The organism is Helicobacter sp. 23-1044 (assembly GCF_053654695.1).
The window spans coordinates 213,954-240,646 of the sequence record NZ_JBSIUQ010000001.1; the positions used below are offsets into that span (position 1 = coordinate 213,954).

The 26,693-nt window shown below is 40.8% G+C and carries 31 protein-coding genes, 1 other RNA gene and 2 pseudogenes; 19 read left to right on the top strand and 15 right to left on the bottom strand.

Annotated features, from left to right (window positions below; all coding sequences use genetic code 11):
* Window positions 1-28 precede the first annotated feature (28 nt).
* Both ACWIUD_RS01315 and ACWIUD_RS01320 read left to right on the top strand, forming a co-directional pair.
* The gene (locus tag ACWIUD_RS01315; protein WP_454145940.1) at window positions 29-850 is read left to right on the top strand and encodes a SurA N-terminal domain-containing protein; all 822 of its coding nucleotides are present in this window, start codon (window positions 29-31) and stop codon (window positions 848-850) included.
* A gap of 123 nt (window positions 851-973) precedes the next feature.
* Window positions 974-1,645 carry an MqnA/MqnD/SBP family protein gene (locus ACWIUD_RS01320; RefSeq protein ID WP_454145942.1) on the top strand — a complete coding sequence of 224 codons (672 nt, stop codon included), beginning with the start codon at window positions 974-976 and terminating at the stop codon, window positions 1,643-1,645.
* Between the two features lie 241 nt (window positions 1,646-1,886).
* Here the strand turns inward: ACWIUD_RS01320 and ACWIUD_RS01325 are convergent, their stop codons facing one another.
* The 8 genes from ACWIUD_RS01325 to ACWIUD_RS01360 form a co-directional block, all read right to left on the bottom strand.
* A complete protein-coding gene (locus ACWIUD_RS01325; protein WP_454145944.1) occupies window positions 1,887-2,267 on the bottom strand; it encodes a hypothetical protein in 381 nt (126 codons plus the stop codon).
* Between the two features lie 13 nt (window positions 2,268-2,280).
* The gene (locus tag ACWIUD_RS01330; RefSeq protein WP_454145946.1) at window positions 2,281-2,790 is read right to left on the bottom strand and encodes a hypothetical protein; all 510 of its coding nucleotides are present in this window, start codon (window positions 2,788-2,790) and stop codon (window positions 2,281-2,283) included.
* Window positions 2,791-2,811: 21 nt separating this feature from the next.
* The gene (locus ACWIUD_RS01335; protein WP_454145948.1) at window positions 2,812-2,967 is read right to left on the bottom strand and encodes a hypothetical protein; all 156 of its coding nucleotides are present in this window, start codon (window positions 2,965-2,967) and stop codon (window positions 2,812-2,814) included.
* Between the two features lie 183 nt (window positions 2,968-3,150).
* Window positions 3,151-3,306 (bottom strand): hypothetical protein, encoded by a 156-nt coding sequence (locus ACWIUD_RS01340; protein ID WP_454145950.1) that lies wholly within the window; start codon window positions 3,304-3,306, stop codon window positions 3,151-3,153.
* Window positions 3,264-3,569 (bottom strand): hypothetical protein, encoded by a 306-nt coding sequence (locus ACWIUD_RS01345; RefSeq protein ID WP_454145952.1) that lies wholly within the window; start codon window positions 3,567-3,569, stop codon window positions 3,264-3,266. Before ACWIUD_RS01345 ends, ACWIUD_RS01340 begins: the two co-directional genes overlap by 43 nt.
* Before the next feature lie 267 nt (window positions 3,570-3,836).
* Window positions 3,837-4,211, bottom strand: a complete 375-nt coding sequence (locus ACWIUD_RS01350) for a hypothetical protein (RefSeq protein WP_454145954.1) — start codon at window positions 4,209-4,211, stop codon at window positions 3,837-3,839.
* The gene (locus tag ACWIUD_RS01355; RefSeq protein WP_454145956.1) at window positions 4,208-4,936 is read right to left on the bottom strand and encodes a hypothetical protein; all 729 of its coding nucleotides are present in this window, start codon (window positions 4,934-4,936) and stop codon (window positions 4,208-4,210) included. Before ACWIUD_RS01355 ends, ACWIUD_RS01350 begins: the two co-directional genes overlap by 4 nt.
* A 3-nt stretch (window positions 4,937-4,939) precedes the next feature.
* Window positions 4,940-6,025, bottom strand: a complete 1,086-nt coding sequence (locus ACWIUD_RS01360) for a metallophosphoesterase (protein ID WP_454145958.1) — start codon at window positions 6,023-6,025, stop codon at window positions 4,940-4,942.
* A 61-nt stretch (window positions 6,026-6,086) separates the two neighbouring features.
* Here ACWIUD_RS01360 and ACWIUD_RS01365 point away from each other — a divergent pair, with 61 nt between their 5' ends.
* Genes ACWIUD_RS01365 through ACWIUD_RS01380 form a run of 4 tightly spaced genes read left to right on the top strand, consistent with a single transcriptional unit; the run spans window position 6,087 to window position 8,452 of the window.
* Window positions 6,087-7,580 carry an SH3 domain-containing protein gene (locus ACWIUD_RS01365; RefSeq protein WP_454145960.1) on the top strand — a complete coding sequence of 498 codons (1,494 nt, stop codon included), beginning with the start codon at window positions 6,087-6,089 and terminating at the stop codon, window positions 7,578-7,580.
* 6 nt (window positions 7,581-7,586) lie between these two features.
* Entirely contained in the window at window positions 7,587-7,787 is a 201-nt protein-coding gene (locus tag ACWIUD_RS01370) for a hypothetical protein (protein WP_454145962.1), read from the top strand.
* Window positions 7,788-7,797: 10 nt separating this feature from the next.
* The gene (locus tag ACWIUD_RS01375; protein WP_454145964.1) at window positions 7,798-8,016 is read left to right on the top strand and encodes a hypothetical protein; all 219 of its coding nucleotides are present in this window, start codon (window positions 7,798-7,800) and stop codon (window positions 8,014-8,016) included.
* On the top strand, window positions 7,979-8,452 hold the full coding sequence (locus ACWIUD_RS01380) for a hypothetical protein (protein ID WP_454145966.1): 474 nt from the start codon (window positions 7,979-7,981) through the stop codon (window positions 8,450-8,452). Before ACWIUD_RS01375 ends, ACWIUD_RS01380 begins: the two co-directional genes overlap by 38 nt.
* A gap of 368 nt (window positions 8,453-8,820) precedes the next feature.
* On the opposite strand, the gene ffs is transcribed toward ACWIUD_RS01380, so the two are convergent.
* Window positions 8,821-8,918, bottom strand: an RNA gene (gene ffs, locus ACWIUD_RS01385) — signal recognition particle sRNA small type.
* 573 nt (window positions 8,919-9,491) lie between these two features.
* Here ffs and ACWIUD_RS01390 point away from each other — a divergent pair.
* From ACWIUD_RS01390 to ACWIUD_RS01425, 8 genes and pseudogenes are all read left to right on the top strand, one after another.
* Window positions 9,492-9,854: pseudogene (locus ACWIUD_RS01390) on the top strand (LPP20 family lipoprotein); the annotation flags it as partial.
* Entirely contained in the window at window positions 9,855-10,382 is a 528-nt protein-coding gene (locus tag ACWIUD_RS01395) for a hypothetical protein (RefSeq protein WP_454145968.1), read from the top strand. It abuts the pseudogene before it with no gap.
* 212 nt (window positions 10,383-10,594) lie between these two features.
* A complete protein-coding gene (gene argF / locus ACWIUD_RS01400) occupies window positions 10,595-11,530 on the top strand; it encodes an ornithine carbamoyltransferase (protein ID WP_454145970.1) in 936 nt (311 codons plus the stop codon).
* Window positions 11,527-11,871, top strand: coding sequence for a DUF2603 domain-containing protein (locus ACWIUD_RS01405; protein ID WP_454145972.1), 345 nt, complete (start codon window positions 11,527-11,529; stop codon window positions 11,869-11,871). Before argF ends, ACWIUD_RS01405 begins: the two co-directional genes overlap by 4 nt.
* The gene (hemN, locus tag ACWIUD_RS01410; RefSeq protein WP_454146362.1) at window positions 11,858-13,225 is read left to right on the top strand and encodes an oxygen-independent coproporphyrinogen III oxidase; all 1,368 of its coding nucleotides are present in this window, start codon (window positions 11,858-11,860) and stop codon (window positions 13,223-13,225) included. The genes ACWIUD_RS01405 and hemN overlap by 14 nt, the downstream gene beginning before the upstream one ends.
* Before the next feature lie 80 nt (window positions 13,226-13,305).
* Window positions 13,306-14,598 (top strand): (Fe-S)-binding protein, encoded by a 1,293-nt coding sequence (locus ACWIUD_RS01415; RefSeq protein WP_454145974.1) that lies wholly within the window; start codon window positions 13,306-13,308, stop codon window positions 14,596-14,598.
* 50 nt (window positions 14,599-14,648) lie between these two features.
* Window positions 14,649-15,686, top strand: a complete 1,038-nt coding sequence (locus ACWIUD_RS01420; protein WP_454146364.1) for a hypothetical protein — start codon at window positions 14,649-14,651, stop codon at window positions 15,684-15,686.
* Window positions 15,683-16,396 carry a R.Pab1 family restriction endonuclease gene (locus ACWIUD_RS01425; protein ID WP_454145976.1) on the top strand — a complete coding sequence of 238 codons (714 nt, stop codon included), beginning with the start codon at window positions 15,683-15,685 and terminating at the stop codon, window positions 16,394-16,396. The genes ACWIUD_RS01420 and ACWIUD_RS01425 overlap by 4 nt, the downstream gene beginning before the upstream one ends.
* A 3-nt stretch (window positions 16,397-16,399) precedes the next feature.
* Here ACWIUD_RS01425 and ACWIUD_RS01430 read toward each other — a convergent pair whose 3' ends face one another.
* Together ACWIUD_RS01430 and ACWIUD_RS01435 are read right to left on the bottom strand one after the other, a co-directional pair.
* On the bottom strand, window positions 16,400-16,531 hold the full coding sequence (locus ACWIUD_RS01430) for a hypothetical protein (RefSeq protein WP_454145978.1): 132 nt from the start codon (window positions 16,529-16,531) through the stop codon (window positions 16,400-16,402).
* A 31-nt stretch (window positions 16,532-16,562) separates the two neighbouring features.
* Window positions 16,563-16,688: a hypothetical protein gene (locus tag ACWIUD_RS01435; RefSeq protein WP_454145980.1), complete on the bottom strand. Its 126-nt coding sequence runs from the start codon at window positions 16,686-16,688 to the stop codon at window positions 16,563-16,565.
* 203 nt (window positions 16,689-16,891) lie between these two features.
* On the opposite strand from ACWIUD_RS01435, the gene ACWIUD_RS01440 reads away from it, so the two are divergent.
* Window positions 16,892-17,320 carry a Dps family protein gene (locus ACWIUD_RS01440; RefSeq protein WP_454145982.1) on the top strand — a complete coding sequence of 143 codons (429 nt, stop codon included), beginning with the start codon at window positions 16,892-16,894 and terminating at the stop codon, window positions 17,318-17,320.
* A gap of 94 nt (window positions 17,321-17,414) precedes the next feature.
* Here the strand turns inward: ACWIUD_RS01440 and ACWIUD_RS01445 are convergent, their stop codons facing one another.
* Window positions 17,415-18,512 (bottom strand): glycosyltransferase family 9 protein, encoded by a 1,098-nt coding sequence (locus ACWIUD_RS01445; RefSeq protein WP_454145984.1) that lies wholly within the window; start codon window positions 18,510-18,512, stop codon window positions 17,415-17,417.
* Between the two features lie 111 nt (window positions 18,513-18,623).
* Here ACWIUD_RS01445 and ileS point away from each other — a divergent pair, with 111 nt between their 5' ends.
* Window positions 18,624-21,485 carry an isoleucine--tRNA ligase gene (gene ileS, locus ACWIUD_RS01450; RefSeq protein ID WP_454145986.1) on the top strand — a complete coding sequence of 954 codons (2,862 nt, stop codon included), beginning with the start codon at window positions 18,624-18,626 and terminating at the stop codon, window positions 21,483-21,485.
* 17 nt (window positions 21,486-21,502) lie between these two features.
* Here the strand turns inward: ileS and ACWIUD_RS01455 are convergent, their stop codons facing one another.
* A complete protein-coding gene (locus ACWIUD_RS01455) occupies window positions 21,503-21,661 on the bottom strand; it encodes a hypothetical protein (RefSeq protein WP_454145988.1) in 159 nt (52 codons plus the stop codon).
* Window positions 21,662-21,871: 210 nt separating this feature from the next.
* Here ACWIUD_RS01455 and ACWIUD_RS01460 point away from each other — a divergent pair, with 210 nt between their 5' ends.
* The 3 genes from ACWIUD_RS01460 (at window position 21,872) to ACWIUD_RS01470 (ending at window position 24,919) form a co-directional block, all read left to right on the top strand.
* Complete coding sequence (locus ACWIUD_RS01460; RefSeq protein ID WP_454145990.1) at window positions 21,872-22,066, top strand: hypothetical protein; 195 nt, start codon at window positions 21,872-21,874, stop codon at window positions 22,064-22,066.
* 141 nt (window positions 22,067-22,207) lie between these two features.
* On the top strand, window positions 22,208-22,795 hold the full coding sequence (locus ACWIUD_RS01465) for a TetR/AcrR family transcriptional regulator (RefSeq protein ID WP_454136863.1): 588 nt from the start codon (window positions 22,208-22,210) through the stop codon (window positions 22,793-22,795).
* Between the two features lie 36 nt (window positions 22,796-22,831).
* Window positions 22,832-24,919 carry an RNA degradosome polyphosphate kinase gene (locus ACWIUD_RS01470; protein WP_454145992.1) on the top strand — a complete coding sequence of 696 codons (2,088 nt, stop codon included), beginning with the start codon at window positions 22,832-22,834 and terminating at the stop codon, window positions 24,917-24,919.
* Window positions 24,920-25,000: 81 nt separating this feature from the next.
* Here ACWIUD_RS01470 and ACWIUD_RS01475 read toward each other — a convergent pair whose 3' ends face one another.
* On the bottom strand, window positions 25,001-25,585 hold the full coding sequence (locus ACWIUD_RS01475; protein ID WP_454145994.1) for a hypothetical protein: 585 nt from the start codon (window positions 25,583-25,585) through the stop codon (window positions 25,001-25,003).
* Between the two features lie 626 nt (window positions 25,586-26,211).
* Window positions 26,212-26,496, bottom strand: a pseudogene (locus tag ACWIUD_RS01480) (glycosyltransferase family 2 protein); the annotation flags it as partial.
* Between the last annotated feature and the right edge of the window lie 197 nt (window positions 26,497-26,693).

Sequence of the window (26,693 nt, forward strand, 5' to 3'; positions counted from 1 at the left end):
GCTTTAAAATTTTATAAAGTGAGTGATTATGAAAAAACTAATTTTAATCGCAATTTGCGCTATTTTAAACGCTGAGACAATCGATGGAATCGCAATCAAAGTCGATAGCAATATCATCACGCTTTTTGAGATTAGCGAATTGCAAAAGAGCAAAAAAATCCCGCGCCAAAAGGCAATCGATGAGCTTATCAACGAAAAATTGCGCGAAAATGAGATTCGCCGACTAAATATCAATGTCGATGATTCGCGCATAGAAGGCGAGATGAATAGTATCGCAATAGCAAACAAAATCACACGCGCAGAGCTTGAAAACGCGCTAAAAGGGCAAAAAATCGATTTGACACAATACAAAGCGCAGTTAAAAGAGCATATTGTAAATCGTGAGTTAATGCAAAAGATTTTACAGACAAACTCAAACATCGCAAGTGAGAGCGATTTGATGGCGTTTTATGAGAAAAATAAGAGCGATTTTGCAATCCCTACAAAGATAAAAGTTACGAGCTACGCTTCAAATAGCGATGTGGAGTTGCAGCGATTTTTGCAAAATCCAATGATGCTAAATCCAAACATTCAATCAAAGGACGAGGAAATCGACATTCGCACTCTGCCCGTGCAGATAATGGGGATTTTTTTAGACACGCCTGAGCGGAGTTTCACGCCTGTGCTAAACTCGGGCAATACGCTAATTGTCTTTTTTATCAAATCAAAGGGTGGCAAAGAGATTTTGCCATTTGAGAGTGCAAAAACGATGGTAATGCAGAAATATTCGCAAGCTAGGGAGAGTGAGATTTTGAATGAATATTTTGCCAAAATCAAGGCAAATACGCGCATTGAGATTGTGAGAGAGTGAAAATTGTTTGATTCGTGCGAATCTAATAAGAGTGAATTTAGCGCAAAATGCGCGAATCGTGTGGCGAATTGCGTGAATTTTGCGATAAATCGTGCGAATCTCACGCAAATTAGGCGAATCTAAATGCGCTTTGGCAAAATCAGCTACCTAAATTTAGTGCCTTTTGATATTTTTATCAAAAAATATCCCGCCCCAAGCGCATTTAAGGCGTTTTTAAATCATCATAAAAGCTACCCCGCGAAACTCAATAAAGATTTTCTTTTTAGGCGCATTGACGCGGGATTCATCTCATCTATTGCGGGGGTGAACGCGCAAAAGACAAATAGCGGAATTGTGGCTTATGGGGCAGTTTGGAGCGTGATTGTCCTCCCAAAGGCGACAAAAAGCGACTATCAGTCCGCTAGTTCAAATGCTTTGGCGCAGATTTTGGGCGTAAAAGGCGAAGTGCTAATCGGCGATAGGGCATTGCGATATAAATTAAGTGGCGGAAAATATGTCGATTTGGGTTTGGCGTGGTGGGAAAAGCACCACCTGCCCTTTGTTTTTGGGCTGTTGTGTTTTAATAAAAATGCGGATTTTTACAATAAAATTTCGGCGCGGTTCAACGCCTCACGCGTGAAAATTCCGCAGTATTTGTTAGAAATTTACGCGAAAAATTCAAGTGTGGCAAAGAATGATATTTTAGAATATCTAACGCACATTCATTACAAAATCACACCCAAAGGCAAAGTCGCGCTAAATCGATTCTACCGCGCCTTGCGAATAAATCGCATAAGAGCGCCCCGCCGATTTTAGATTCTGCGAAATTGAGACAGATTCTGCGATTTTAGTTTCATTCGCAGAATCTAGCGCGGTTTCCGTCATTGCGAGGCAGTGGCGAAGCCACAACGAAGCAATCCACACATTTCGTCATTGCGAGAAAATGCGTAGCATTTTCGTGGCAATCCACATTTAGATTCCGCGATTCTGCGATATTTTCGCCATTTTGTTTATTAGATTTTGTATTCGCAGAATCTGTGCTAAATTCACTTAAATCTTAAAATTCCCCCATCCCTTGCGAAGTTTGAATCCAAAACTTCCCCCTACCTTGCGGAGGGGTTAGGGGTGGGTAGATTCTACGAATCACATAAAAAACGCAGAATCTATCAAAATCGTCATTGCGAGGCGAATCAAAAAAGCCCACGCTGTCATTGCGAGATTTGGCATTGCCAAATCGAAGCAATCCAAACCTTAAAGCAAATCGCTCCCACGCCGTCATTACGAGAAAATGCGTAGCATTTTCGTGGCAATCCACATTTAGATTCTGCGATTTTGAGATGGATTGCCACGAAGTCGCCCAAAGTGCGACTTCTCGCAATGACGATTCGCCCCACTTTGTCATTGCGAGATTCGGCAACACCGAATCGAAGCAATCCACATAGATTCTACGATTAATGACTTGTTAGATAATCGTTATATATTTGTTTGACAATTTTGTTATAAGTATCAAATACTAATCCATTAACTTTATACATATCGCAAGTCCTATGCGCTTCGCATTGATTGAGAATTTCTCTTATGCCATCTAAAATATATTGTCCAGCTAATTTGTGATTGCCGTTGCGTTTCCAGCTATCGATTATACTATTATATGTATCTTTGCCATACTTATCAATAGTCCATATTCTAACCTTGTCTAACAATATATCAGCTATATTGTAAGCATTTTTGACAAAACTTTGTTCATCAAAAATCGAAAAAACGCTATTATACTTATATCGTTCTCTATGTTTGGCAGTTATTTCTATGCAACCTATTATAAAAGCTTGTGAGACATTTTTGCCCGTTGTCATATCAGCCATTAAAAAAGCCTCTTCGGTTCGAGTAGCATTATATTTTATATTTAAGCTAACAAGCCACCAAATACCACCAGCAATAAGCAATATAATAACAAATACCATATTAACCCCCAATAAATGTAGCTAATTAGCCCACCTAACAACTAAATATCCAATCAATGCTACCATACCCAAACCAAACAAAACTTTCAATATTACAACAGGATACATAAAACATATTGTAAATATCCCAACGGCAATCGCCAATATAACCAATCCTATAATTACTTCTTGGTTCATCTTTTCCACCTTTGCTTTAAAAATTTTCGCGCATAATACAAAAAAAAAAAAAAACGCAAGTCAATAAAAAAGTAATTTATTTTTTGATATTTTTGTAAGTGCTTTGTCAGTGCTTTGGCGCAAACTCAAATGATAAATTCGCAGAATCTAGCGTGGTTTCCGTCATTGCGAGATTTGACAAAGTCAAATCGTGGCAATCCAAATTTTTTTGTCATTCTGAGCCGTAGGCGAAGAATCTCTTTTTAGATTCTGCGATTTTGCGTGAGATTCTGCGTTTTTTGTTTGATTCGCAGAATCTACTCCATTTTTTGGATTAGATTCGCTTGTTTCTTTTCGCAAAAGGGCTGCACCCCCCTCCCCCTACGCGCCAAAAGCTCACGCTTTTCGCTTTTAGGGGGAGTGCCTCGCTTATCCGCTTCTAGCAAAAAATCGGCACTCGCACTACTGCTCGTTTGCTCCCGATTTTTTGCACCACGAAGCGGGCGAGATTCGGGTGCTTCGCACGGATTTGATTTTTTTATAGATTGCTTCGTTGCACTCGCTTCGCTTCGTGCGCCTCGCAATGACGGAATAAACAACGCTAGATTCTGCAAATGAAACAAAAAAAACGCAGAATCTAATGTAAAAATCTACCCACCCCTTAATCCCCCTCCGCAAGGGAGGGGGAAATATCGCAGATTCTGCAAAATATCCAAATTGTCATATGGTTGCTTCATTTCGTTCGCAAATCCTACGGATTGAGCGAAGTGAAAAATTTCAAAAAAAAAGAGATTCTTCGCTTCGCTCAGAATGACAAAAATTTAGATTGCCACGATTTGACTTCGTCAAATCTCGCAATGACGGAATTTGGCAATCACAAAATCTCAAATTTATTTCATCACGCCCTCAAATATCACGCCATCGATGCCAGATTCTGCGGTTTTGGCGATTTCTTTTTCGCTTTTAATGACAAGCAAAATCTTTGCGTCAAAAAAATATTCATTTGCGAGTTTTTGGCATTTTCGTGCGAGTTTTGGCGACTTTATGATTAGATATTTCGCGCCAAAGTTCGCATTTAGCACTAACTCCAAGATATTTTTGACAATCACGCCAAAGGCGATTTCATTCTCCGCGCAATGCCTCGCAAACTCCACGCTGTGCGGGAAATACACGATATCACTCGCGCTAGTTTTTGCGATATCTTTAATGTTCTTTATCTCGCGGAATTTCGCGCATTTTATCGCGTTATGCCCGATTATTATCACGCTTCATCCTTGCAGTTTAGCACTAAATTTATCACAATCTCCACCTCCACTTCATCGCTAATGGGTGCTTTCGTGTGCGTGGTGTCCGCCTCTGCGCTCGCATTTAGCGCGGACTTTGCCATCAAAAGGCGCGGTTTTTGGATGGTGGCAATATCATTCGTGCTAATCTTTGCCACCCCGCATTTCTTTCGCAGAATCTGCGAGTAATGCGCGCTAATCTCGCTACTTTTCGCCAAAAAATCCTCGAAAAGTCGCTCTTTTTTTGCATTGATTTCAATTTGCGTGATTTGTGACTGCACTTGCGGTTGCGGGAGGGATAGAAGCGGATTTTGCTTGATTTTGTCATTGATATTTTTTAGCAAGGCGTTGTATTCGCCCAAACTCTCATTTGTAAATTTGCAATTTAGCGAGAAATCCACGCTCTGCCCGATGGTGTTTCGCGCTTCGTTTTTGTAACTAATGATTGGATTTATGCTGTAACTTCCGCCCGTGCAAATCTCGCTTTTTTTTGCCTCTTGGATGATTGCATTTAGCGCGGTTGTGATTGCGCCTCTGTCTTTTTCCTTTAATTCGCCTATGTTGCGGAGTTTCGCGCTACTTTCAATGCGGATATTTGCATAAAGCAAAGCAGGTTTCACCACGCCACTTTGGATAAATGACTTTGAGATATTTACCTCGCTTGCCCCTAAAATCACGCACACAGCGCACAAAACTAACTTTTTCATAACTCATTCCCCCTTTTTTAATGTGATTAAATTTATCTCGCTTCTGCTTAAAAATCGCCCATAGGTTACCGCCAAATGCGCACCTTGCGAAATGTAAAGTTGCGTCCCGTCAATTTTTTTCACTCCATAAAGAAACGGATTTGCAAAATATGCCCCCACGCTAAAAGGGAAAATCTGCCCGCCGTGCGTGTGTCCGCTCAAAATCAAATCTGCTTTTTTGGATTCTGCGTTTTTTATGATATTTGGTTGATGAGATAATAAAATCTTTGGCAAACTCGCATTTGTGCCTTGTAGCGCGTCATCTATGCTTGGCAAATGCTTCCCCCACCGCTCCGCACTCAAATCGCTAATGCCAAGTAGATTGTAATTTTCATCAATGATTTTGCTTTGATTTACGAGTGGCGTGATGTTTTTTGGCAGTTGAGATAGGGCAGAATCTGCGTCAAATAAAAACTCGTGATTGCCAAGTGCGAAAAATACGCCGTTTTTTGCGCTCAATCTTTCAAGTTCGGGTAGAAACTTTTCCATTACGCTTGGTTTGGAGTCGATTATATCGCCTACAAGCACGATGGTATCGGCGTTTTGCGCGAGTGCTAAATCGATTATTTTTTGCGTTTTTTCAAGCGAAATGAGATTTGAGAGATGCAAATCGCTAATCATCAAAATGGTAGATTCTGCGTTTAGGTTTGGCAGATAAATGTCGGTTTTTACGACATTTGGCAAACGAGCGGCGTTAAAAATCGAAGCACAAATGCAAACAATGCAAATATAAAATAATATTTCTGCGATAAATGCGCGTTTTTTGCCCTTCAAAGCGAGTAAAAACGGCACATTTAAAATGCCAAAGGTAAAGAAAAGCACGGCATTTAGGATTGTAATTGATAGTGATGCGTATAAAAAATGCGGGATTTCGGCGCGGAAGAGCATTAAAAATCCAAAAATTAGCGCGAGGGCAAAATGCGCCAAAACGCAAAACCCAGCGATGATTTTCCCCTTTGCAGTGATAAAAATCGCTCGAATTAGCGCGTAATACGCCACCAAATGAAACGCAAGGAAAAAGCACAGAGTTACAATCATAAATTTTGTCAAAGTTAAATCCAAAAAATTTAGTTAGAATTTTGAAATTATAATTTAATTTACGGAGATTTTTTTGAAAAATTTTATTTTTATTTTGGCGGGATTGATTTTTAGTGCGTGTGCGGTGGAGCGGGCGGACTCGATAAACTATATGGCAAATCTCCCGCAAAATGCGATGATTTATGTGAAAGATTCTGCGAAAATAGATTCTGCGATTTTATCAGCAGAATCTAGCGCGAAAAACGCAGAATCCAAAGCAGATTCTGCAAAAATCGCAGAATCCACCGCAAAAAATAAAGAAATCTCCGCAGATTCTGCGCCACAAATCGCAGAATCTACAAACGCAGAATCCAAAGCAGATTCTGCAAAAATCGCAGAATCCAAAGCACAAAGCGAGTTAAAAAAGCAGTATTTAAAAAAGCATTTTAGCGTGTGGAGCGAGGAATATCCCACGCCAAAAAGGGATGATATTTTTTGGGCGGCAAACACAAAAAAGGGATTTGATGAGACGAAAAGGGCGATAAATGAGGCGTTTTTCGATGCGCTGATAAAGTCGATGAATATCGCTTCCTACCCATCGATGCGAAAAAAGGCGATTATGGTAAAAACCACAAATATGCGCGCCCTGCCGACAAACAAACCGCGATTTTCAAAAAATGATGGATTTCCATTTGATAGATGGCAAAACTCGCTTATTTTCGCATATACGCCGATTTTGGTGCTTCATAGCACGGAGAATAAAGAGTGGTTTTTGGTGCAAAGTTCCTTTGTGGCGGGATGGGTAAAGGCGGATGAAGTCGCATTTATGGGCACAAAAGAGATAAGAGAAATGCAAAATGCCGAGTTTTTGCTCCCAATGCGCGATAATATCGCACTTCATCACAAAGGGCAGTTTTTGCAAAATGCCTTTATTGGAATGCTACTTCAAAAAGGCGAGATTACAATCACTTCGCGCCAAAATAAAAAGATTAAAAAACCACAAATCATCGCCTACAAACGCGACTTAAACGGCAATGCGCTGAAAGTAAAGGTCGATTTTGAGGCGGGGGATTTTGTGGCGTTTCCACTGCCTTTTAGTGAGGTGAATATCGCAAAGATGATTACTGCAATCGGCGCACAAAACTACGGATGGGGCGGAATGTATGATAATCGCGACTGCTCATCATTTATCCGTGATGTGTTTGCAAATGTCGGCATTTGGTTGCCACGAAACTCAAAAGCACAAGTTTTGCACGGGCAAATCACGCAAGGCAGTCAATATTTGGACTTACCAAAGGATAATGACGCGAAACTCGCATTTATTGCGAAGTTTGCCAAACCATTTCGAACGATTATTTGGTTAAAAGGGCACATAATGCTGTATGTTGGCGCGGTGGATGGCACTCCCATTGTCGCCCACCAAGTGTGGGGCATTAGTGGCGAGGCGGGAAGCGAGATTTTAGGTGGCGTCTCAATCACCACTTTAACCCCGCAAATAGACATAAATAGTCCAAATTTTAGCGATGAGGGCGGAGGGAAAAAGCGGAGTTTGCTAGATAGAATAGAAGCGATAAATATCATAAAATAGGGTTTTGTGGGGCAATTTGTCTTTGGGTATTCATTTGCGCCGTTTTCACGCAAAACTGCGCTCAATGAACCCCCAAGTTCTATTTCGCTTGTTTCGCGTAAAAACGGCGCAAAGCAACACTGCAAATACTTCGATGGTTGCTTCACTTCGTTCGCAAATCCTACGGATTGTAATTTGCTAACGCAAATTATTTTGCTATTTTTGTAATTCTGAGCGAGTGCAACGAGCGAAGAATCTCAAATTTCCCCCTCCCTTGCGGAGGGGGATTAAGGGGGTGGGTAGAAAATCCCGTCATTGCAAGAAGTCGCACTTTGGGCGACTTCGTGGCAATCCACAATTTTTTGTCATTTTGAGCGTAGCGAAAAATCTATTTTTAGATTCTGCGTTTTTTATGCTAATTGCAGAATCTACCCCATTTCGTCATTGCGAGATTTGACGAAGTCAAATCGTGGCAATTTAAAACAAAATCAAATCCGTGCGAAGCACCCAAAACTCGCCCGCTTTGTGGTGCAAAAAATCGGGAGCAAGCGAGCAGTAGTGCGAGTGCCGATTTTTTGCTAGAAGCGGATAAGCGAGGCACTCCCCCTAAAAGCGAAAAAGCGGCTGCTTTTTGGCGCGTAGGGGGAGCGGGAAGGGGGGTGCAGCCCTTTTTGCGAAAAGATTCAAGTGAATCTAAAAATCAAAATGACGAAAATTTGGCAGATTCTGCGAATTGCGTAAAAATTGCAGAATCTAATAAAAATAACGAATCAATAACCCAAAAGCAAATCAATGCAGATTCGTTGCAAGTAAGCAATTCATCTAAAATGCAGATTCTCCCTAATGGATTGCCACGATTCTGCTTCGCAGAATCTCGCAATGACGGAGAGTAATGTAGATTTTGCGAATTACACCAAATTTTGCAGAATCTAGCGTGAAAAATCGCAGAATCTCTAAATTCCGCAGAATCTGCCCATCCCCTAACCCCCTCCGCAAGGGAGGGGGGATTTGAGATTTTTGCTTCGCTCAAACTGCCTCGCAATGACGGAAAAAGCACATTAGATTCTGCGATTCGCAGAATCTAATGCGAATTTCGCACGAATCGCAGAATCTGTAAAAACAAATTAAATTTTAAAAAGGATAAAAAATGTATAAAATAGCAATGGCGCGAAATGAGCGAGATTTTGTGCCAAAACAGCGCAAATGATTACCAAAGGCACAAATTGCCTTGTAAAAAACGCAGAATTTATTAGAATTTTACCCCCTTTCAGATTGCTATGGCACATATAAACTTCAAGTGCTCTGCTGTGTTCCCACCCTGAAGCATTGCCTAAAATCCACATTGCATAGGTCTAAAAAGAGGCGGTGGAATATTAGTAGAACTTTCCTTAAAAAAGTTTTAATGTGCTTTGGAATGCTTATTGCTTAGATTCTGCAAAATTTCACAAAAAGGTGTATGAAATGAATTGGAAAATATTATCGATAATCGGTAGTTTTGCGTTGATTGCGGGATGTGCGAGTGTGGGCGAGGATGATGGGATGATACCGCCTTCGGCAAATTATTCGCCTATCCAAGCACCCGTCTATCCGCCGCTAAATCAGCCATATTCGCCAAATTTGCTAAATGATGATAGCACTTCTCGTGTGCTAAATATCGATAGACTAAATGTCGGCGAGGCGAATATCCCCTCAAATATCCCCCAAGTAGCGCAAACTACGCCACAGCAAACGCCACAAATGCCACATTTTCCGCAAAATGCGTATCCAAATAATTACGAAACACCCTATCCGCCACAATATTCAGGCGATTATAGCAATGATTTCGTGCCCGGATACATTGCGCCAAATTCTGTAACGCCTGAAATCGTGCCAGAAATTATCCCTTATGACGAGCAAGAAAAGCAAGTTGAGGTTACGCCCAAGCCAAAAGAGCCAAACATTATCCCAAATTCGCCCGTTATCGCCACTGAAAGCATTATCGAGCTAAGCGCGGTGGGTATGGGTGTCGCGCCAGAGAGCACGATTTCGCCTTCACAGGCACTCGCCCTTGCGAAACGAGCGGCGATAATTGACGCATATAGGCAGATTGGCGAGAAAATGTATGGTATCAAAATCAACGCACAAGATACGCTAAAAGATATGGTGCTTAGCAATTCAGTCGTAAAAGCGCGTGTGGAGGCACTTATCAAAAATGCCGACATCGTTGAGACGATTTATAAAGATGGACTTTGCCAAGTCACAATGGAACTCAAACTCGATGGCAGGGCGTGGAGCAAAGTCCTAGCGACAAACTAAATGCGCCGATTTCTCTTGCCACTTTTCGCGCTTGCGCTAATTTTTAGCGCGTGTGCCACACCCAAACCAGCCCCCCAAGCGCAAAAAATTGACGAAGGCGAGCTAAAATTAGTCCTAATCAAAAGCAAAAATATTAGATTTTATGACTTTGGGACGCTAAATGTTGATGAAAACACCAATCGAATCAAGCTAAATGTCTTTAAATTAGGCAAATTTTTAGGTAGTTTTGTGGTGACAAAAGGCGAGATTTGCTACACAGACTTTGTGAAAGTCGATGATTGCGCGCCAAAGTGGGTTGCGGCACGGAGTTTTTTTGGCGATGTGAGCTATGGCGAACTTTTTGAAGATATATTTTTACAGCGCGATATTTTCGATGGGCAGGGCAAAAGACTTACCGAAAATGGCGCGATAATCCAAGAATTCACTTATGGCGGCAATAAAATTTATTACGAGCGAAGCGGTGGGCGAATCTATTTTAAAAACTTCACAAACGGCGTAATTGTTTCGATTGAGGATTATAAAAAATAATGCGGGAGATTCTGCGAATTTTTGTTTAGATTCTGCGAATGTGTGAGATTCTGCGAATTTGTGAGATTTTGCGAATTGCGTAAAAATCGCAGAATCTAGCGCAAATTCACTCATTTTAAACTTTAATTTTATTTAGTTTCGCTAAAATCCGCATTTTTAATTTGCTTAAAATCGTGCGTTTATTCGTGCGTTTCGCGTTTAAGGGGGAGAAAATGAAGCATTTTTTGAGTTTGCGGGACTTCTCAAAAGATGAGATTGTGGCGATTTTGCAAAGGTGCATTGATATCAAAAGCGATTTTTTGCGTGGAGTGCGGATTAAACCGCATTTTGAAAATAAAATTTTGGCGATGATTTTTGAAAAAAGCTCCACGCGCACCCGCATTAGCTTTGAAGTGGGCGCGTATCAGCTGGGCGGGAGCGCGATTTTTTTAAGCAACAAGGACATTCAGCTTGGGCGCGGAGAAGGCGTAAAAGACAGCGCACGAGTGATTAGCTCAATGGTTGATATGGTGATGATTCGCACATTCGAGCAAAGCAAAATCGAAGAATTTGCGAAATTTTCGCGCGTGCCTGTGATAAATGGGCTAAGCGATGATTTTCACCCCACGCAGTTAATTGCGGACTATCTTACGATGATTGAAAATGGCATAGGCACGGAGCTAATCGCCCCTTATGCAAAATCTAAAACGCAAAGAACGCCTATTGTCGCGTATATCGGCGATGGCAATAATATGGCAAATTCGTGGATTTGTATGGCGCAAAAGCTAGGATTTGAGCTTAGAGTTGCCACGCCAAAGGGCTATGAGCCAAAATATAAGGTAGATTCTGCGAATATCACTTTTACAAACAATCCCAAAATCGCCGTTTCTGGCGCAAATGTCATCACTACGGACACTTGGACTTCTATGGGGCAAGAGGCGCAAAAAGAGACGCGAGTGCGGGATTTTCAAGGATTTTGCGTGGATAGTGAGATTATGAAATTAGGCGATAATGCAATCTTTTTGCACTGCCTACCTGCCTATCGTGGCTATGAAGTGAGCGATGAGGTTATGGAGTCAAATGAAAGCAAAGTCTTTGAAGAGGCAGAAAATCGCCTCCACGCGCAAAAAGGCATAATGTCATATTTAGAAATGGGGGCAAACAAATGAATCTAACAAAAACCGCCGAATCCGCCCTAAAAAAGGGCATTTCACATATAAATTTTGAAAATAAAGACTATGTGATAATCGAAGAATCAGAGTATAAAAATCTACTTGATACTTGCGAAAAGATGGACGCCACAATCACGCAAAATTTGATTGAAAAAGAGATTGCAAAAGAAATGCCAAAGGACTTTGATGATGTTTTCATCGTGGCAAAATCTATGCTAAATCCGCACCCAAACGCAACCGAGATTCGCCGCACGGTGCGAGAAATCAAAGCAAAATATCCAAATCTTTTTATCGATATGAACGAATATTTTAAGAATGTAAGGGATTTTGATGATTGATTTTGAAAAATTTGCCAAATTTAGCAAACCCGGACCGCGCTACACAAGCTATCCCACCGCATTAGAATTTAGCGAATCTTTTGATGAAAACGCCTATAAAGCAAGTTTAGCGCGATTTTCGCATTTGCCACTCTCAATCTACACGCATTTGCCTTTTTGCAAGAGTGCGTGCTATTTTTGCGGGTGCAATGTGATTTACACTTCAAAAGAGGACAAAAAGCAAGAATATATAAGTTATTTGCAAAAAGAGCTAGATTTGATTCGCAAATATTTGGATACGAATCGTCCCGTATTGCAGTTTCATTTTGGGGGTGGGACGCCGACATTTTATAATGCAAAAAGTTTAGAAAAAATCATCAAAAATATAAGAAATGTGTTTGGCAATTTTGATAAAAATGCTGAAATTAGTTGCGAAATCGACCCGCGCTTTTTTGATGAATCCCAAATGTCGGTGCTAAAAGATTATGGATTTAATCGCCTTAGCTTTGGGATTCAGGACTTTGATAGCGCGGTGCAGGGCAAGATTCACCGCTATCAGCCATTTGATATTGTCAAATCCGCGATAGATTTGGCGCGAAAATTTGGCGTAGAAAATATCAATTTTGATTTGATTTATGGACTGCCTTTGCAAAAATTAGATACATTTAAAGAGACTTTGCGCCAAGTGGTTAGCCTAAAACCCACGCGCCTTGCGATTTTTAACTATGCCCATGTCCCGTGGATAAAAAAAACAATGCGAAAAATTGATGAGACGATTTTGCCCACACCGCAAGAAAAACTTGCCATTTTAAATTTTACAATCGACTTTTTGGCGCAAAATGGCTATGAAATGATTGGAATGGACCACTTCGCGCTAAAAAGCGATGAGCTTTACATTGCCGCGCAAAATGGCAACTTAAAGCGCAATTTTCAAGGCTACACGGCAAAAAAACACACTCAAATTATTGGATTTGGCGTAACAAGCATTGGCGAAGGGCACGATTATTATGTGCAGAATTTTAAAGATTTGGAGCGATATAAAAACGCGTTAGATTCGGGCAAACTGCCCGTTGAGCGCGGTATTGCATTAACGCAAGATGACATTATACGCAAAAATGTCATTATGCGCCTAATGAATAATCTGCGCCTTGATACGCGCCGAATCGAGCAAAAATTCAACATAAATTTCGCGCAATATTTTAGCGATAGTTTGGCGAAAATGCGCGAATATGTGGATTTGGGGCTTGTTAGCGTTCGGGAAAATGAGATAAAAATAAGCAGCGAGGGCAAAATGCTTGTGCGAAATATTGTGATGAGTTTTGATAAATATTTAGCGCAAAATAGCGGTGAAAAGCGGTTTTCTAAAACCGTGTGAAATTTTAAGATTTGCGTTTTTAAAGATTCGCACCTTAAAAAGTCGCAGATTCGCGCTAAATCTCAACAAAAGGGGGCAAAATGAATATAATTGATATGTCAAAATCCTGCGTGAAATGCGCCAAATGCGTCCCGTCTTGCACGATTTATCAAATCCATAGAGACGAAACCACCTCGCCACGCGGATTTGTGGATTTACTCGCACTTTGCGCTAAAGGCGATTTAAAGCTAGACAAAAACCTAAAAAATATCTTTGAAACCTGCTTTTTATGCACCACTTGCACCACTCAATGCCCCGCAAAAATCGATACCGCCACGATGATTATCAAATCGCGCATTAAAATCGCCCAAAAATACGGCATTTCGTGGTATAAAAGAGCGTATTTTTTTCTGCTCCGCCACCGAAAAATAATGGACTTTGTGTTTGCATTCACGCATTTTGTCGCGCCCTGTGCTTTTAAAAGCAATGGCGATAGATTGCGCTCCCGCTTTCCTTTGTCGAAATTTGGGGCGCGAACGATTTTTCCCTTTGCAAAAAAGAGTTTTTTAAATAAATATAAAAATTATAAATTTGTGCCGAATCGTGCCGAATTGGGTATAGATTCAAGCACGAATCCCAAAAAAGTCGCCATTTTTATCGGTTGCCTAAGCAATTACAACTACACCGAAGTGGGCGATTCGCTAATCCGCATTTTGGAGCGACTAAATATCCAAGCGGTGATTCCAAAGCAAGAGTGTTGCGCCGCACCTGCCTATTTTACGGGCGATATTAAAAGTGTCGTGCATTTGGTGAAAAAAAATATCGCGCTATTTGAGGGCTTTTGGAGCGAAATTGATGCGATGATAATCCCTGAGGCGACTTGCGCTGCGATGATTATGGTGGATTGGCGACACGCGCTTATTATGAGCGATTTAAGCGATAAAAATGCGTGGATTGCGCGACTAAATCGACTTTTGCCAAAGATTTTTATGGCGAGTGATTATCTCTATCGGCATACGAATCTGCGCGAATTGCTTGTAAATTCGCCCAAAAAGCGCGAATCTATCACATACCACGACCCTTGCCACGCTAAAAAGGTGCTAGGCGTCTATAAAGAACCACGCGATTTGCTTGGCGCAAACTACGACATACGCGAGATGAGCGAGTGCGATAGGTGCTGTGGCTTTGGCGGGGTTACAATGCAAAGTCAAAAATATCGCTTTGCAAGGGACGCAGGGATTGCAAAGGCGCGAAATATCGCGGATTCTGGCGCACAAATCGTAAGCGCGGAATGTAGCGCGTGTCGAATGCAACTAAATAACGCAATGGACGCGGAGAGTGTCCCCACAAGATTCAAACACCCCATTGAACTAATCGCAGAGGCGTTGCGATGAGTTTAGCCCTTACATACGCTACAAACACACATTTAGACAAATACGACACTATAAATCTTGGCAGTTTTTATACACCAAAGGTGCTTGTGGCAAAGGCTTACGCGCTAATGCAAAAGCATATTTCACATTTAAATCAATACACTTTTTTGGATACTTCTTGCGGATATGGAGACTTTTTCACGCAAAATTTACGATATATCGGCGCAGATATTGACAAAATCGCCTTGCAAAAAGTGCAAAACTCCACCACAATTCACACAAATTCGCTTGAAGGCGTTTGCAGGGCAAAATTTGGCATTAGCGAAACTGAAAATCTCATAATCATCGGCAATCCACCCTATAACGACAAAACTTCGCAACTTCAAGCGCGAATCAAAAAGCCTATTTTTGAGTGCGATAGTGCGCTAAAACACAGGGATTTAGGCATTTCGTTTTTGCGCTCTTACGCGCTTTTGCGCCCTAAATTTGTGTGCGTTTTACACCCGCTTTCATATCTTATCAAAAAGGCGAATTTTGACGCACTGCGCGAATTTAGAGCGCATTATTTGTTACTTGATAGTGTGATTGTTTCATCGCAATTTTTTACGCCACATTCAAGCGGATTTTTCCCTATCATCATCGCGCTGTATAGGCAAGATTCGGCGGGAATGGATTTTAGTTTTATCCAAAATTATCATTTTCAAACGATAGAAAATCAGCATTTTTGCCTAAAAGATTTTGATTTTATCACAAATTATGTCAGCAAATATCCAAATCCACGCGATAAACGCAATGCGGTGGCGTTTTTTTACACGCTGCGTGATATTAACGCACTTAAACGCAACAAAACTTTTTTGCCAAGCCAAAGCGCAAACGCGATAAAGGTTTTTAGCGAAAATCTCAAATATTACATTTATATCCATTTTTTCAAAAAATATTGCGCGAATCTGCCCTATTTTTTGGGAAATTTGGATATTTTTATCTACAATGAAGCGTTTTTGAAAATCGAAAATGAATTTTTGGCGTGGTTTTATCAAAAGCCATTTGATGAATCTAAGATTCAAGCATATTTTGAGAGATTATTTGAGAAATTTAAGGTGGATAAATGAGAGATTTTAGCGTAAATTACGCATTGCCATTAACGGCAGTAGCTGGGAAAGTACGCATCAAAGAGCGCAACACATTTAGCGACTATGGTTTGCCCATAGCACCGACAAAAACACGCATAACCATTAAACACTACATAGAGTGGCAAATTGGCTATGATGAAGTGGTGGCAAAAGATGATTTTCACTTTATGGGCGCAAATGGTAAGCCTAAAAATCTTTTTGAATTAAGCCAAATTGTGCAAAAATTTTACCAAAATGGTGTAATTAAAAAAAGCGATTTACTTGCGCTAAAAGACAATGTGGAGCAAAATAGCGAACTCATCGAAAATGTGATGAAAATAATGCGTTCTAATTTTGTGCCACGAAAGATTGCAAATATGGATTTTTTGGAATCGCAAATTTCTTATCCATTGCTTGTGCATAAATTTGAAAATGATGAATTTTTAAGCGAAATTGTCGTGCGCGAAAAACAAAGGGCAGTAGGGATTCAGGCAATGCTATATTTTTGCTTTCCTGTATATTTGCTAAAAAACGCAAATGGCAACAGCGATTTTTTAGGTAGATGCATAAATAGCAAAGAAATGGGCTTTTTGGAAATCAATCAAAACAATATCCACATTTTTCTAAAAATGCTTCAAATTTTTGGCATTTTAAGCCAAAATCATAAGCACGATGTGATTGAAATTTTAAATTTTATACTTAAATCTTAAACCCTATCGCGCTTTATTTACCGCAAAGGCGATGAGAAACACCAAGTTTGCGATATAGAACCACACAAATCCGCCCTCCCCAAAGCTCTGCATTAGCGCACCAAGCGCGCTAAAAATCCTCTGCCTTGCACTCATACTCATAGGCGTAGTGGGGTTAAAGTTGCTATCAAAGGCGTAAGATTTTGGGGTGGATTTGTGAGAGATTGCGCCGTATTTGCGATAACTTCGCCAAAGATATATTTAGGTTTGCTTTGCGTTTTTTGCCTTGATATTGTTTAACAATAGGCTTCATAGCACCTTGCTTTTAAAAAATACAATGTAACTTTATTGCAAACACAATGTTACCAAAATGCAAGATTTTTGCGTAGATTCTGCGAAAATTTGCTATTTTTGATGATTGAAAATCAAAATTTAAATTTTTATGCTACCATTTTTCTGCACCTAAATAATAAAAATTATTATTTGGTAGCTAAATTTTAACTTAAAGGATGAAAAATGATAGAGATTTTAAGGCAAATTCAGAGCGATAGCATTGTGTTTTTTATGAAGTTGCACAACCTGCATTGGAATGTGAAGGGGACGCTTTTTAAGCCCATACACGAGAGCACGGAGCGGATTTATGATGAATTTGCGGAGATTTTTGATGCGGTGGCGGAGCGGATTTTGCAAATTGGCGGAAAACCGCTTGTGACGCTAGATTCTGCGCTGAAAACTGCGAAAATCAAAGAGGAGAGCAAAAGCGATTTTCGTGGCGAGGAAGTGCTAAAAATCATTTTGGCGGACTTTGAATACTTTTTGGAGGCGTTTAAAAACCTCGCAGAGGCGGGCGAAAAGGCGGGCGATACGCCAAGTGCGGATTACGCAAATGGCGTTGTTGCGAAGTTAGAAAAAGAGATTTGGATGCTAAAAGCGCAATTAAGCTAAATGCCTTTAAGATTCGCTTGCGAAGCCAAAAATCGTGGCGAATCTTTGTTTTGCCGACTTTTTTACTCCATTTTTTGCCCCCAAATTCAAAACCTTACAAATCTAAATGCCCCTTTAAAAATATCAAAAGTTTTTGCTTGTAAATTGCGTCATTTTCATCGCTGTGAAATGGCATTACAAACGGCAAAAATCGCCCACCATAAGTCCCGCCACGCCACCGCTTTAACATTTTGCGCGTGTAAATGCCAAGCGTAGGCACTTGCAGATTATCGGCAATATGCACATTGCCCGTATCCACGCTAATTAACGCGTTGCAATGCGCCGTCATCGCTATGATATTTAGCAAATCTGCGTTATTTTTAAAAATCGCCACATTTGGCGCAATAAATGGCTCTAAATGCGCATTTGGCGGACAAAGCACTACAAAATCAAAATCGCTAAATTCACCTGCCAACGATTCGACAATCTCACGCCACGATTCAAGTGAAAAATATCCCACACCGCCCGAGCCAAAGAAATTTACGCCGATGAGTTTGCGGGATTTGTGAGATTTGCTAGATTCGTGCGATTTATAAGATTCGTTTGGTTTGCACGATTCGCAAGATTCGCGTAAATCACGCTCACTAACATTTGCAACATTCTTATTTTGCCCCCCCCCATTTGCATTTTGGCGCATTTGATTTTGCCACACTTGCGCTAAAAATTTCTCCACAAAATCGCTATTTTGTCGCGTGAATCGCAACTTTGCCCCACTAAAATCCACGCTTTTGATTTTGCTATCAAATGCGCGTTTGTCGATTAGTCGCACAAGGCGCAGTAGATTATCACTTTCGGGGCGCATTTTGGTAGAAAAATTATAGTCGTTTATAAAGCGCGGGGATAGCAAAGTCAATAAATGTGCGCGAATGATGATTTTCTTTGCGTTTGTGGCTTTGGCGATGGCGATATTTGCGGTGTTTCGGTGTGTGATGATAAAAAAATCGATATTTGGGATATCATAAATCGCGTTTGGATTTGCCTCCACATTTAGCAGAGTGTCGATAAATGGGAGGTTTGCGTAGAGATTCGCACCGATATTGTTTGTCGCTACGATTAGATTCGCGCTTGGGAAAAGTGCCTTAATTGCGTAAATTGCGCGAATCGCCACGACATTATCACCGATTTTTATCGCTCTATGAAGTAAAATTGTCATTTTTGCCCTTTTTTACGAAATATTAACGCCATTTTGGGGGCAATTATAGCATATTAAAAATTTTTCGCTAAAATTTCAATCTTTTTTAATCCCAAATTTTAAAGGCATTTTATGGAAAAAACCGAGCAAAAAAACTACAAAGACACGCTAAATTTAGCCGAATCACCCTTTGCAATGAGAGGCAATCTCCCCACAAATGAGCCAAAAATCTATGCAAAATGGCGCGAAAATGATTCGTTTGCATTTATGGCACAAAAGCGCGAAAACGCAGAATCTGCCACCAAAAACGCAGAATCTCCCGCAAAAAACGCAGAATCTACCACAAATTCGCCAAAATCTTTCACGCTCCACGATGGACCGCCATATGCAAATGGGCATTTACACATAGGACACGCGCTAAATAAGATTTTAAAAGACATTGTGGTGAAATATCATTATTTTCAAGGAGAACGCGTTTTTTACACGCCGGGCTGGGATTGCCACGGATTGCCGATTGAGCAGCAAGTCGAAGTGGCACTTGGCAAGGACAAAAAAGATTCGTTGCCAAAAAAAGAGATTCGCGCCCTTTGCAGGGAACACGCCAAAAAATTTGTGAGCCTTCAAAGCGATGAATTTCAAAATTTTGGCGTTTTGGGGGACTTTAAAAATCCATATAAAACGATGGATTTTGCCTTTGAGGCGGACATTTATCGCTGTCTTTGTGCGATTGCAAGGCAGGGGCTTTTGAGTGAGCGAAGTAAGCCTATTTATTGGAGTTGGGCGTGTAAAACGGCGTTAGCGGACGCAGAAGTCGAGTATAAGGACAAAGTCTCTGATTCAATTTTCGTGGCGTTTGAGATGAGTGATAGCGCGAAAGATAAGTTGGGTGCGCCAAATGCAAAGGCTGTGATTTGGACAACTACGCCTTGGACGCTCCCTGCAAATCAAGCAATCGCGCTAAATCCAAATGAGACTTACGCGCTCACAAGTGAGGGCTACATTTTTGCTAAAAAATTGGTAGAAAATATGGTGAGCGAGGGCATTACAAAGGGCAAAATTGTGAGAGAATTTGAAGCGGATTTTTTAAGCGATACAAGCGCGATAAATCCGCTAAATGGGCGGACATCCAAAATCATCTTTGGCGAACACGTGCTTATGGATAATGGTAGCGGACTAGTGCATTCTGCGCCCGGACACGGCGAAGATGACTATTTTGTATGTCGCAAATTTGGCATTGAAGAAGTGCTAATGCCTGTCGATGATAGGGGTTGCTTTGATGAATCTTTGGCGAATCTTGGGCTTTTAAGGGCAGAAGTTGCAAATGATTTTGTGGGGATGCACATTTTTAAAGCGCAACCAAAAATTTTAGAATTGCTTGGCGAAAACCTGCTAAAACACACAAAAATCACGCATTCATATCCGCATTGTTGGCGTTCGCACGAGCCTGTGATTTACCGCGCAACAAAGCAGTGGTTTATTTTGATGGATAAGCCGTTTTTTTCGGGCAAAACTCTGCGCCAAATCGCATTAGATGAAATCGAAAAAATCGCCTTTTATCCAAAGTCTGGCTACAATCGCTTAAAGTCGATGATTGAAAATCGCCCCGATTGGTGCATTTCTAGGCAGAGAGATTGGGGTGTGCCACTAGCATTTTTTAGGGATAAAAAAAGTGGCGAAATCGTGCTAGATTCGCGAATCCTTACATTTTTAGCCGAATCTTTTGAACGGGAGGGTTGCGATATTTGGTGGAGCAAAAAAGTCGTGGATTTGCTCCCGCCACTTTTGCGTGATAGGGCAGATGAGCTAGAAAAATGCGACAATATTTTAGATGTGTGGTTTGATAGCGGAAGCACTTGGAGCGCGGTTTTGAGCGGGGCAAATGAGACTGAGAGCACAAATCCGCCACCGCCAAAATACAATGCGGGAGGCTACCCAGCGGATATGTATTTGGAGGGGAGCGACCAGCATAGAGGGTGGTTTCAAAGCTCTTTGCTAATATCGTGCGCCATCAATCACAAAGCCCCATTTAAGAGCATTTTGACGCACGGATTCACCGTTGATGACAATGGCGAAAAGATGAGCAAATCAAAGGGCAATGTAGTCGCCCCTGAATCGGTGCTAAAAGAATATGGTAGCGAGATTTTGCGCTTGTGGGTGGCGTTGAGCGATTATCAAGGCGATTTGAAAATCTCTAAAAATATTTTGAAGCAAATCGCCGAGCAGTATCGCAAGATTCGCAATTCACTGCGCTTTATCCTTGCAAATACAAATGATTTGGCGCAAATCGATTTAAACGCGCTTGGCGAAATTGACAAGTGGATTTTAAATGAAGCGCAAAAGACGCTAACTTGTGCAAACGCGCTTTTTAGCGAGTATGAGTTTTCAAAGGCTTTTAGCGTGGTTATGAGCTTTGTGGCAAATGAATTAAGCGGGATTTATTTTGATTTGACAAAGGACATTTTATACTGCGATGGGCGCGAATCAAAGGCGCGTGTGGGGATTCAAAGTGCGCTTTGTATCATCGCGCAAAAATTATTTGCGTTTTTTGCGCCCGTGCTGACTTACACGATAAATGAAGCGATTGAGTGCGCAAATCCCGCATTAAAAGGCGATTTGCAAAGTGTGTTTGATTGCAAATATGATGATGCCTTTGAATCGTATGCTTTGAGTGCGGACTTCGCGCTTTTGCTAAAAATCCGCGAATCCTTTGGCATAGAAATCGATAAACTTAAAAAAGACAAAGTCATCAAATCCGCGTTAGAGTTAGAAATCAGCGTAGAATCTAGTGCGCAGATTGATAGCGAAATTTTGGCAAATCTCTTAATCGTAAGTGGCGCGAAAAAATGCGTAGAAAATCCGCTTTTTAGCATTGAAATCGATGGCGTGTGTGTGAAAATCGCCAAAGCCACCGCACATAAATGCGAACGCTGTTGGCGATATTTGGCAGAGATTGAGGGCGGAATCTGTGAGCGATGCGAAAAGGTGGTGGGATAGATTCTGCGAAAATCATATTAGATTCTGCGTTTTTTGTATTGTTTGATTAGATTCTGCGATTCACATAAAAAACGCAGAATCTTACGCAAAATTCGCAGAATCTGAACGCAGAATCTCGCGTATTTTTCGTCATTGCGAGGCAGTTTGAGCGAAGCGAAAACAACGAAGCAATCCACTAATGCGACTTGTGAATCACTTGCAAATCTCTTACTTTGGGCGAATCTAAATGCAATTTATTGATTCAATTTTAAGTCATTGATTCGTTTTGCCTTTTAGATTCGCGTGATTTGGATGGTTGCTTCACTTCGCTCGCAAAACAAGGCAAAGCCGAAGTTTCTTTATCCAATTCTACGAATTGCTTCGCCTTGCTATCGCAAGGACTCGCAATGACAAAAAAAGGTGTGGATTGCTTCGGCACTTCGTGCCTCGCAATGACGGATTATTTTACCCACCCCCTTAATCCCCCTCCGCAAGGGAGGGGGAGAATTTTGGATTTGCCCTCCGCAAACAAATCGCAAATTCTGCGAATTTTGTATTGTTTGATTAGATTCTGCGTTTCGCGCAAAATTCGCAGAATCTAAACGCAGAATCTCGCGCAAAAATCGCAGAATCTGCCACCAAATTCACGCAAAATTCACACCAAATCCACCTAAAATCACAACTTTTTAATCCATTTTTTCGCAGAATCTGCTAAAATCTATGATTTGATTATGGGGGCAAAAATGGCAAAAGTCACAAAAGAGCAGATTATCGAGAAAACGCGCAAATATCTAAAATCGCTTGGCGTTTTGAAAAGCATTAGTTTATGCGCGATTCTGCGATATATAGGCATTTCAAAGGGTGTGTTTTATTATCATTTCAAAGATAAAGATGAGTTGCTTTATGAGGTGATGATACCTGAGATTCGCAAAAAAGAGGCGGAGATAAGCAAGCACATTGCAACGCTCCCCACGCTAAAAGAGCGATTGCACTTTATGTTTGAGCTGTATGAAAATGAGAAATTGGAGAAAGAGTTAAAGGCGGTTGAGAATTTTACCATTTACTTTTTCTTTGAGAGTAGCGATATTGGCAAGTTGAAGGCGTTTAAGAATATTCATAATGAAATCATCAAATCCCGCAAAACGCTCATTCATCAGCAGATTCGCTACTATAATATCAAAATCACAAAGGACATTAGCATTTTGGTGGATTATATTATTGAAACGATGATTTTTTATCACATTTATCATAAAAAGCTAAATGGTAAGTCCCCACGCCGCGAGATTATTAGCGTTATTGATATGCTATGCAAAATGCTTGATAAAAAATAGTATAATTTGCAACTTTAAATTTTGGAGGAAAAAAGTATGAAAAAATTATTTTTTAACCGTGAGTTGTCGTGGTTGCGATTCAATACCCGTGTGCTAAATGAAGCAAGCAACAAAAAAATCCCGCTTTTTGAGCGACTAAAATTTATCGCCATTTATGGCACGAATTTAGATGAATTTTATATGGTGCGCGTGGCGGGGCTAAAACGGCTTTATTTAGCGGGGATTACAGATTGTGGTGCGGATAAACTCACGCCGCGTGAGCAACTAATTGCGATTCGTAGCTATATCCACAAAGAGCAAGAGCGATTAGAGGCGTTGTTTGAAGAGATTCGCAAAGAGGCTGAAAAAGAGCATTTGTTTATCAAATCATTTTCACAACTAAATGAGAGCCAAAAAAAGCACCTAAAAGAGTTCTTTTTTAGCGATTTGTATCCTATAATCGTCCCAATCATCGTGGATTCAACGCACCCATTTCCGCATTTCAACAATCTATCATTTGGAATGGCAATTAAGCTAAAAGACACCACAAACAAAAACAAAACCAAATTTGGAATGGTGCGAATCTCACGAATGCTCCCGCGATTCATCGAAGTAACTGAGGGCATTTATGTGCCGATTGAAATGGTTGTGGGCGAATTTATCGGCGATATTTTTGAAGGTTGCGAAGTTTTGAGCTACACTTCATTTAGAGTTACGCGAAATGCGGATATGGAGATTGAGGAAGAGGAAGCCGATGACTTTTTGGAGATTATGACAGAGGGGCTAAAATCGCGCAGAAAAGGCGAAATTGTCCGCTTAGAAATAGGCGAAACAGAGGATAATAGTTTGGTGAATTTTATCTCTGAGCATATCAAAATCGATAAAGATGACATTTATAGCTATAAAATACCTTTAAATCTAAGCGCGTTGTGGCAGATTGTAGGGGCGAATCGATTCGCGCATTTAAGATTGCCAAATTTCAACGCAAAAACGCTCCCACCACTAAATAACACAATCGACATTTTTAAAAGTATCGATTCAGGCGACATTGCGATGTATCACCCATATCAAAGCTTCGACCCTGTGGTAAATTTCATACAAAGCGCGGCAAACGACCCAGATGTGTATAGCATTCGTATGACGCTCTACCGCGTGGGGAAAAATTCGCCCATTGTCAAAGCACTCGCACAAGCAGCGGAAAACAATAAACAAGTTAGCGTCCTAGTGGAGCTAAAAGCGCGCTTTGATGAAGAAAACAATCTCTATTGGGCAAAGGCGTTAGAAACCGCAGGGGCGCATGTGATTTATGGAATCCCGGGCTTAAAAGTTCACGCCAAAATCGCGCTTGTAGTGAAAAAAATCGGTGGCGAATTTAAAAAATATGTCCATCTCTCAACGGGCAATTACAACCCAGCCACCGCGAAAATCTACACTGATATTAGCTTTTTTACCGCAGATTCTGGCATCACAAATGACGCTATCAAACTCTTTCACACGCTATCCACAGGATATTCGCACCAAGCGCGCCTAGATTCGCTATTTGTCGCACCTACGCAGATTAAGCCCAAAATTTTAGAGCTAATCAAAGATGAGGCAAAAAAGGGCAAGGATGGCTACATTATCCTAAAAGCAAACGCCGTAGTCGATGTCGATGTCATTGAGGCACTCTATGCGGCAAGTAAGGCGGGAGTAAAAATCGATATGATAGTGCGAGGAATCTGCTGTCTAATCCCGCGACTACAAGGCGTTAGCGACAATATCCGCGTGGTGTCAATCATCGGCAAGTATTTGGAGCACGCGCGAATCTATTATTTCAAACACGCAAACCCGCAGATTTACTTTGCTAGTGCGGATTTGATGCCACGAAATTTGGAAAAACGAGTGGAAATTATGACGCCTGTGAAAAATAAAAATATCGCTGAAAAATTGCTAGAAATTTTAAAAGCGCAAATCGCCGATAACTGCCAAGCGCACGAGTTAGGGGCGGATGGCGAATACATAAAATTATCGCCAAAAGATGGCGAAAACGCGCTAAATTCGCAAGATGAATACGAAAAATATATCAATTTGCTTTACAACTCATCGGCAAGCACGCAGGACAGCAAAGCAAAGAAATTAGTCAAAAAAATGATGGGCGAATCGTGAGAATTTCGCAGAATCTGTGTTTAGATTCTGTGCTTCGCACGAAAATCGCAGATCTCGCCATCTACAAAAATCTAAAACCCCCTACGATTTCCAAATCTTTTTTATTCTCCATTTTATCGCACTTAGCATTGTGTAAATACCATAGTTTCTCCACAAAATAGGCGAGTTGTAATAGGCATATCGCCTTTTGCTTTTTGGCAAATATTTACCACCAAATCGCCCCGCCATCGCCAAAAAATCGCCTTGCATTTTATATGGGTCACTTTTGAAATTCATAATATTGCAAGATTCGCCAAGCAAATGCCTCAAAAATCGCTCTTTAAAATTTTGGCAAATTTCTTTATTTTCATAAGTTTCGATAAATTTTATAAATTCCTGCGCCATCACACACCAGCTATACGCACGAAAATACTCCCACGCCAAATCCACATTACTAAAAGTCGCATTTAAATCATTGATAAATGCAGGAAGCTTGCGTTTGGGATTGCTCTTAAAAGTCATCGTGCTACCAATGCGCACACGGCGTTTGTAGAGTTTCTTTGGAGAAATTATAATGCTTTTGCTCTGCGCTAAAAGTAGTTTGCCAAAAAGGTGGTCTTCGTGGATGATGCCCTCATAAAATTTAAGTTTTATGCGTTTAAGGAAGTGAAAATCTACAATCCCCACCGGTCCAAAGCAAAACCACTCAAATCGCAGTGATTTGATTTTCTGTAACCATTGTGGCGTGGTTAGTTGCGTGGGGTGGGCGTAGTTGTAATGCTCGATTTCTGTTTTTATGCGATTTTGCTGTTGGGGGGGGGCAGACCATCATAAATAGTATCGATGTCAAATATCATAACATCCGCATTTTTCATATCATCTACGCATTTTTCTAATAAATCCGCCTCCCAAAAATCATCGGAATCTAAAAATATAATGTAGTCGATTTTGGGTGGGGTTAGATTCGTGTGATTTGGGTGGGTGTAAAAAGTCATTTGTGGGGAAATTACCCACCCCCTAGCCCCCTCTGCAAGGGAGGGGGAACAAGATTCGTCATTGCGAGGCGATTTATCGCCGAAGCAATCCACAGGATTTGCGAACGCAGTGAAGCAACCATCCAAATCACGCGAATCTAAACTATATGAATCGCAATGTTGCAAAGGCGAATCTGATTTATCGATTCTTTTTTCTGTCATTGATTCAGCTATTTTATTAGATTCGCGTGGTTTGGATACTTCGCTACGCTCAGTATGACGATTATTTTTGGATTGCTTCGTTGTGGCTTCGCCACTGCCTCGCAATGACGATTCGTTAAAATTGCCACCAAAATAATCAATCCCCGCATTTCTTGCGCTACTTAATCCTCCATTTGCCTTGTCAATCAGCACGAATCGCTCATCTTTTGCGACATATTCTAATGCAATTTTTAGAGATTCACTTTTAGATTCGCCCTCCAAAATATCCGTGCTGCCGTCATTTATCAAACACACTTCAAAATTGCCATAAGTTTGTGCGATTACCGAATCCAAGCACTCACGCAAATACGGCGCGACATTGTAGATGGGTATCACGACTCCGATTTTGGGATTGTTTTGCATAAATATTTCCTTTTTATTATAAAATTAAAAGTTGCAATTTTAGCCAAAATTCGCAGAATCTCTGCCAAAATCGTGCTAGATTCTGCGATTTAAATCATATTTTAGATTCTGCGAAATTTCGCAGAATCTTTGCGTAATTTTTGCAAAAATATCGTAAATTTTCATTGCTTTGTTTGCAATGTGGCGTATTTTGTCGC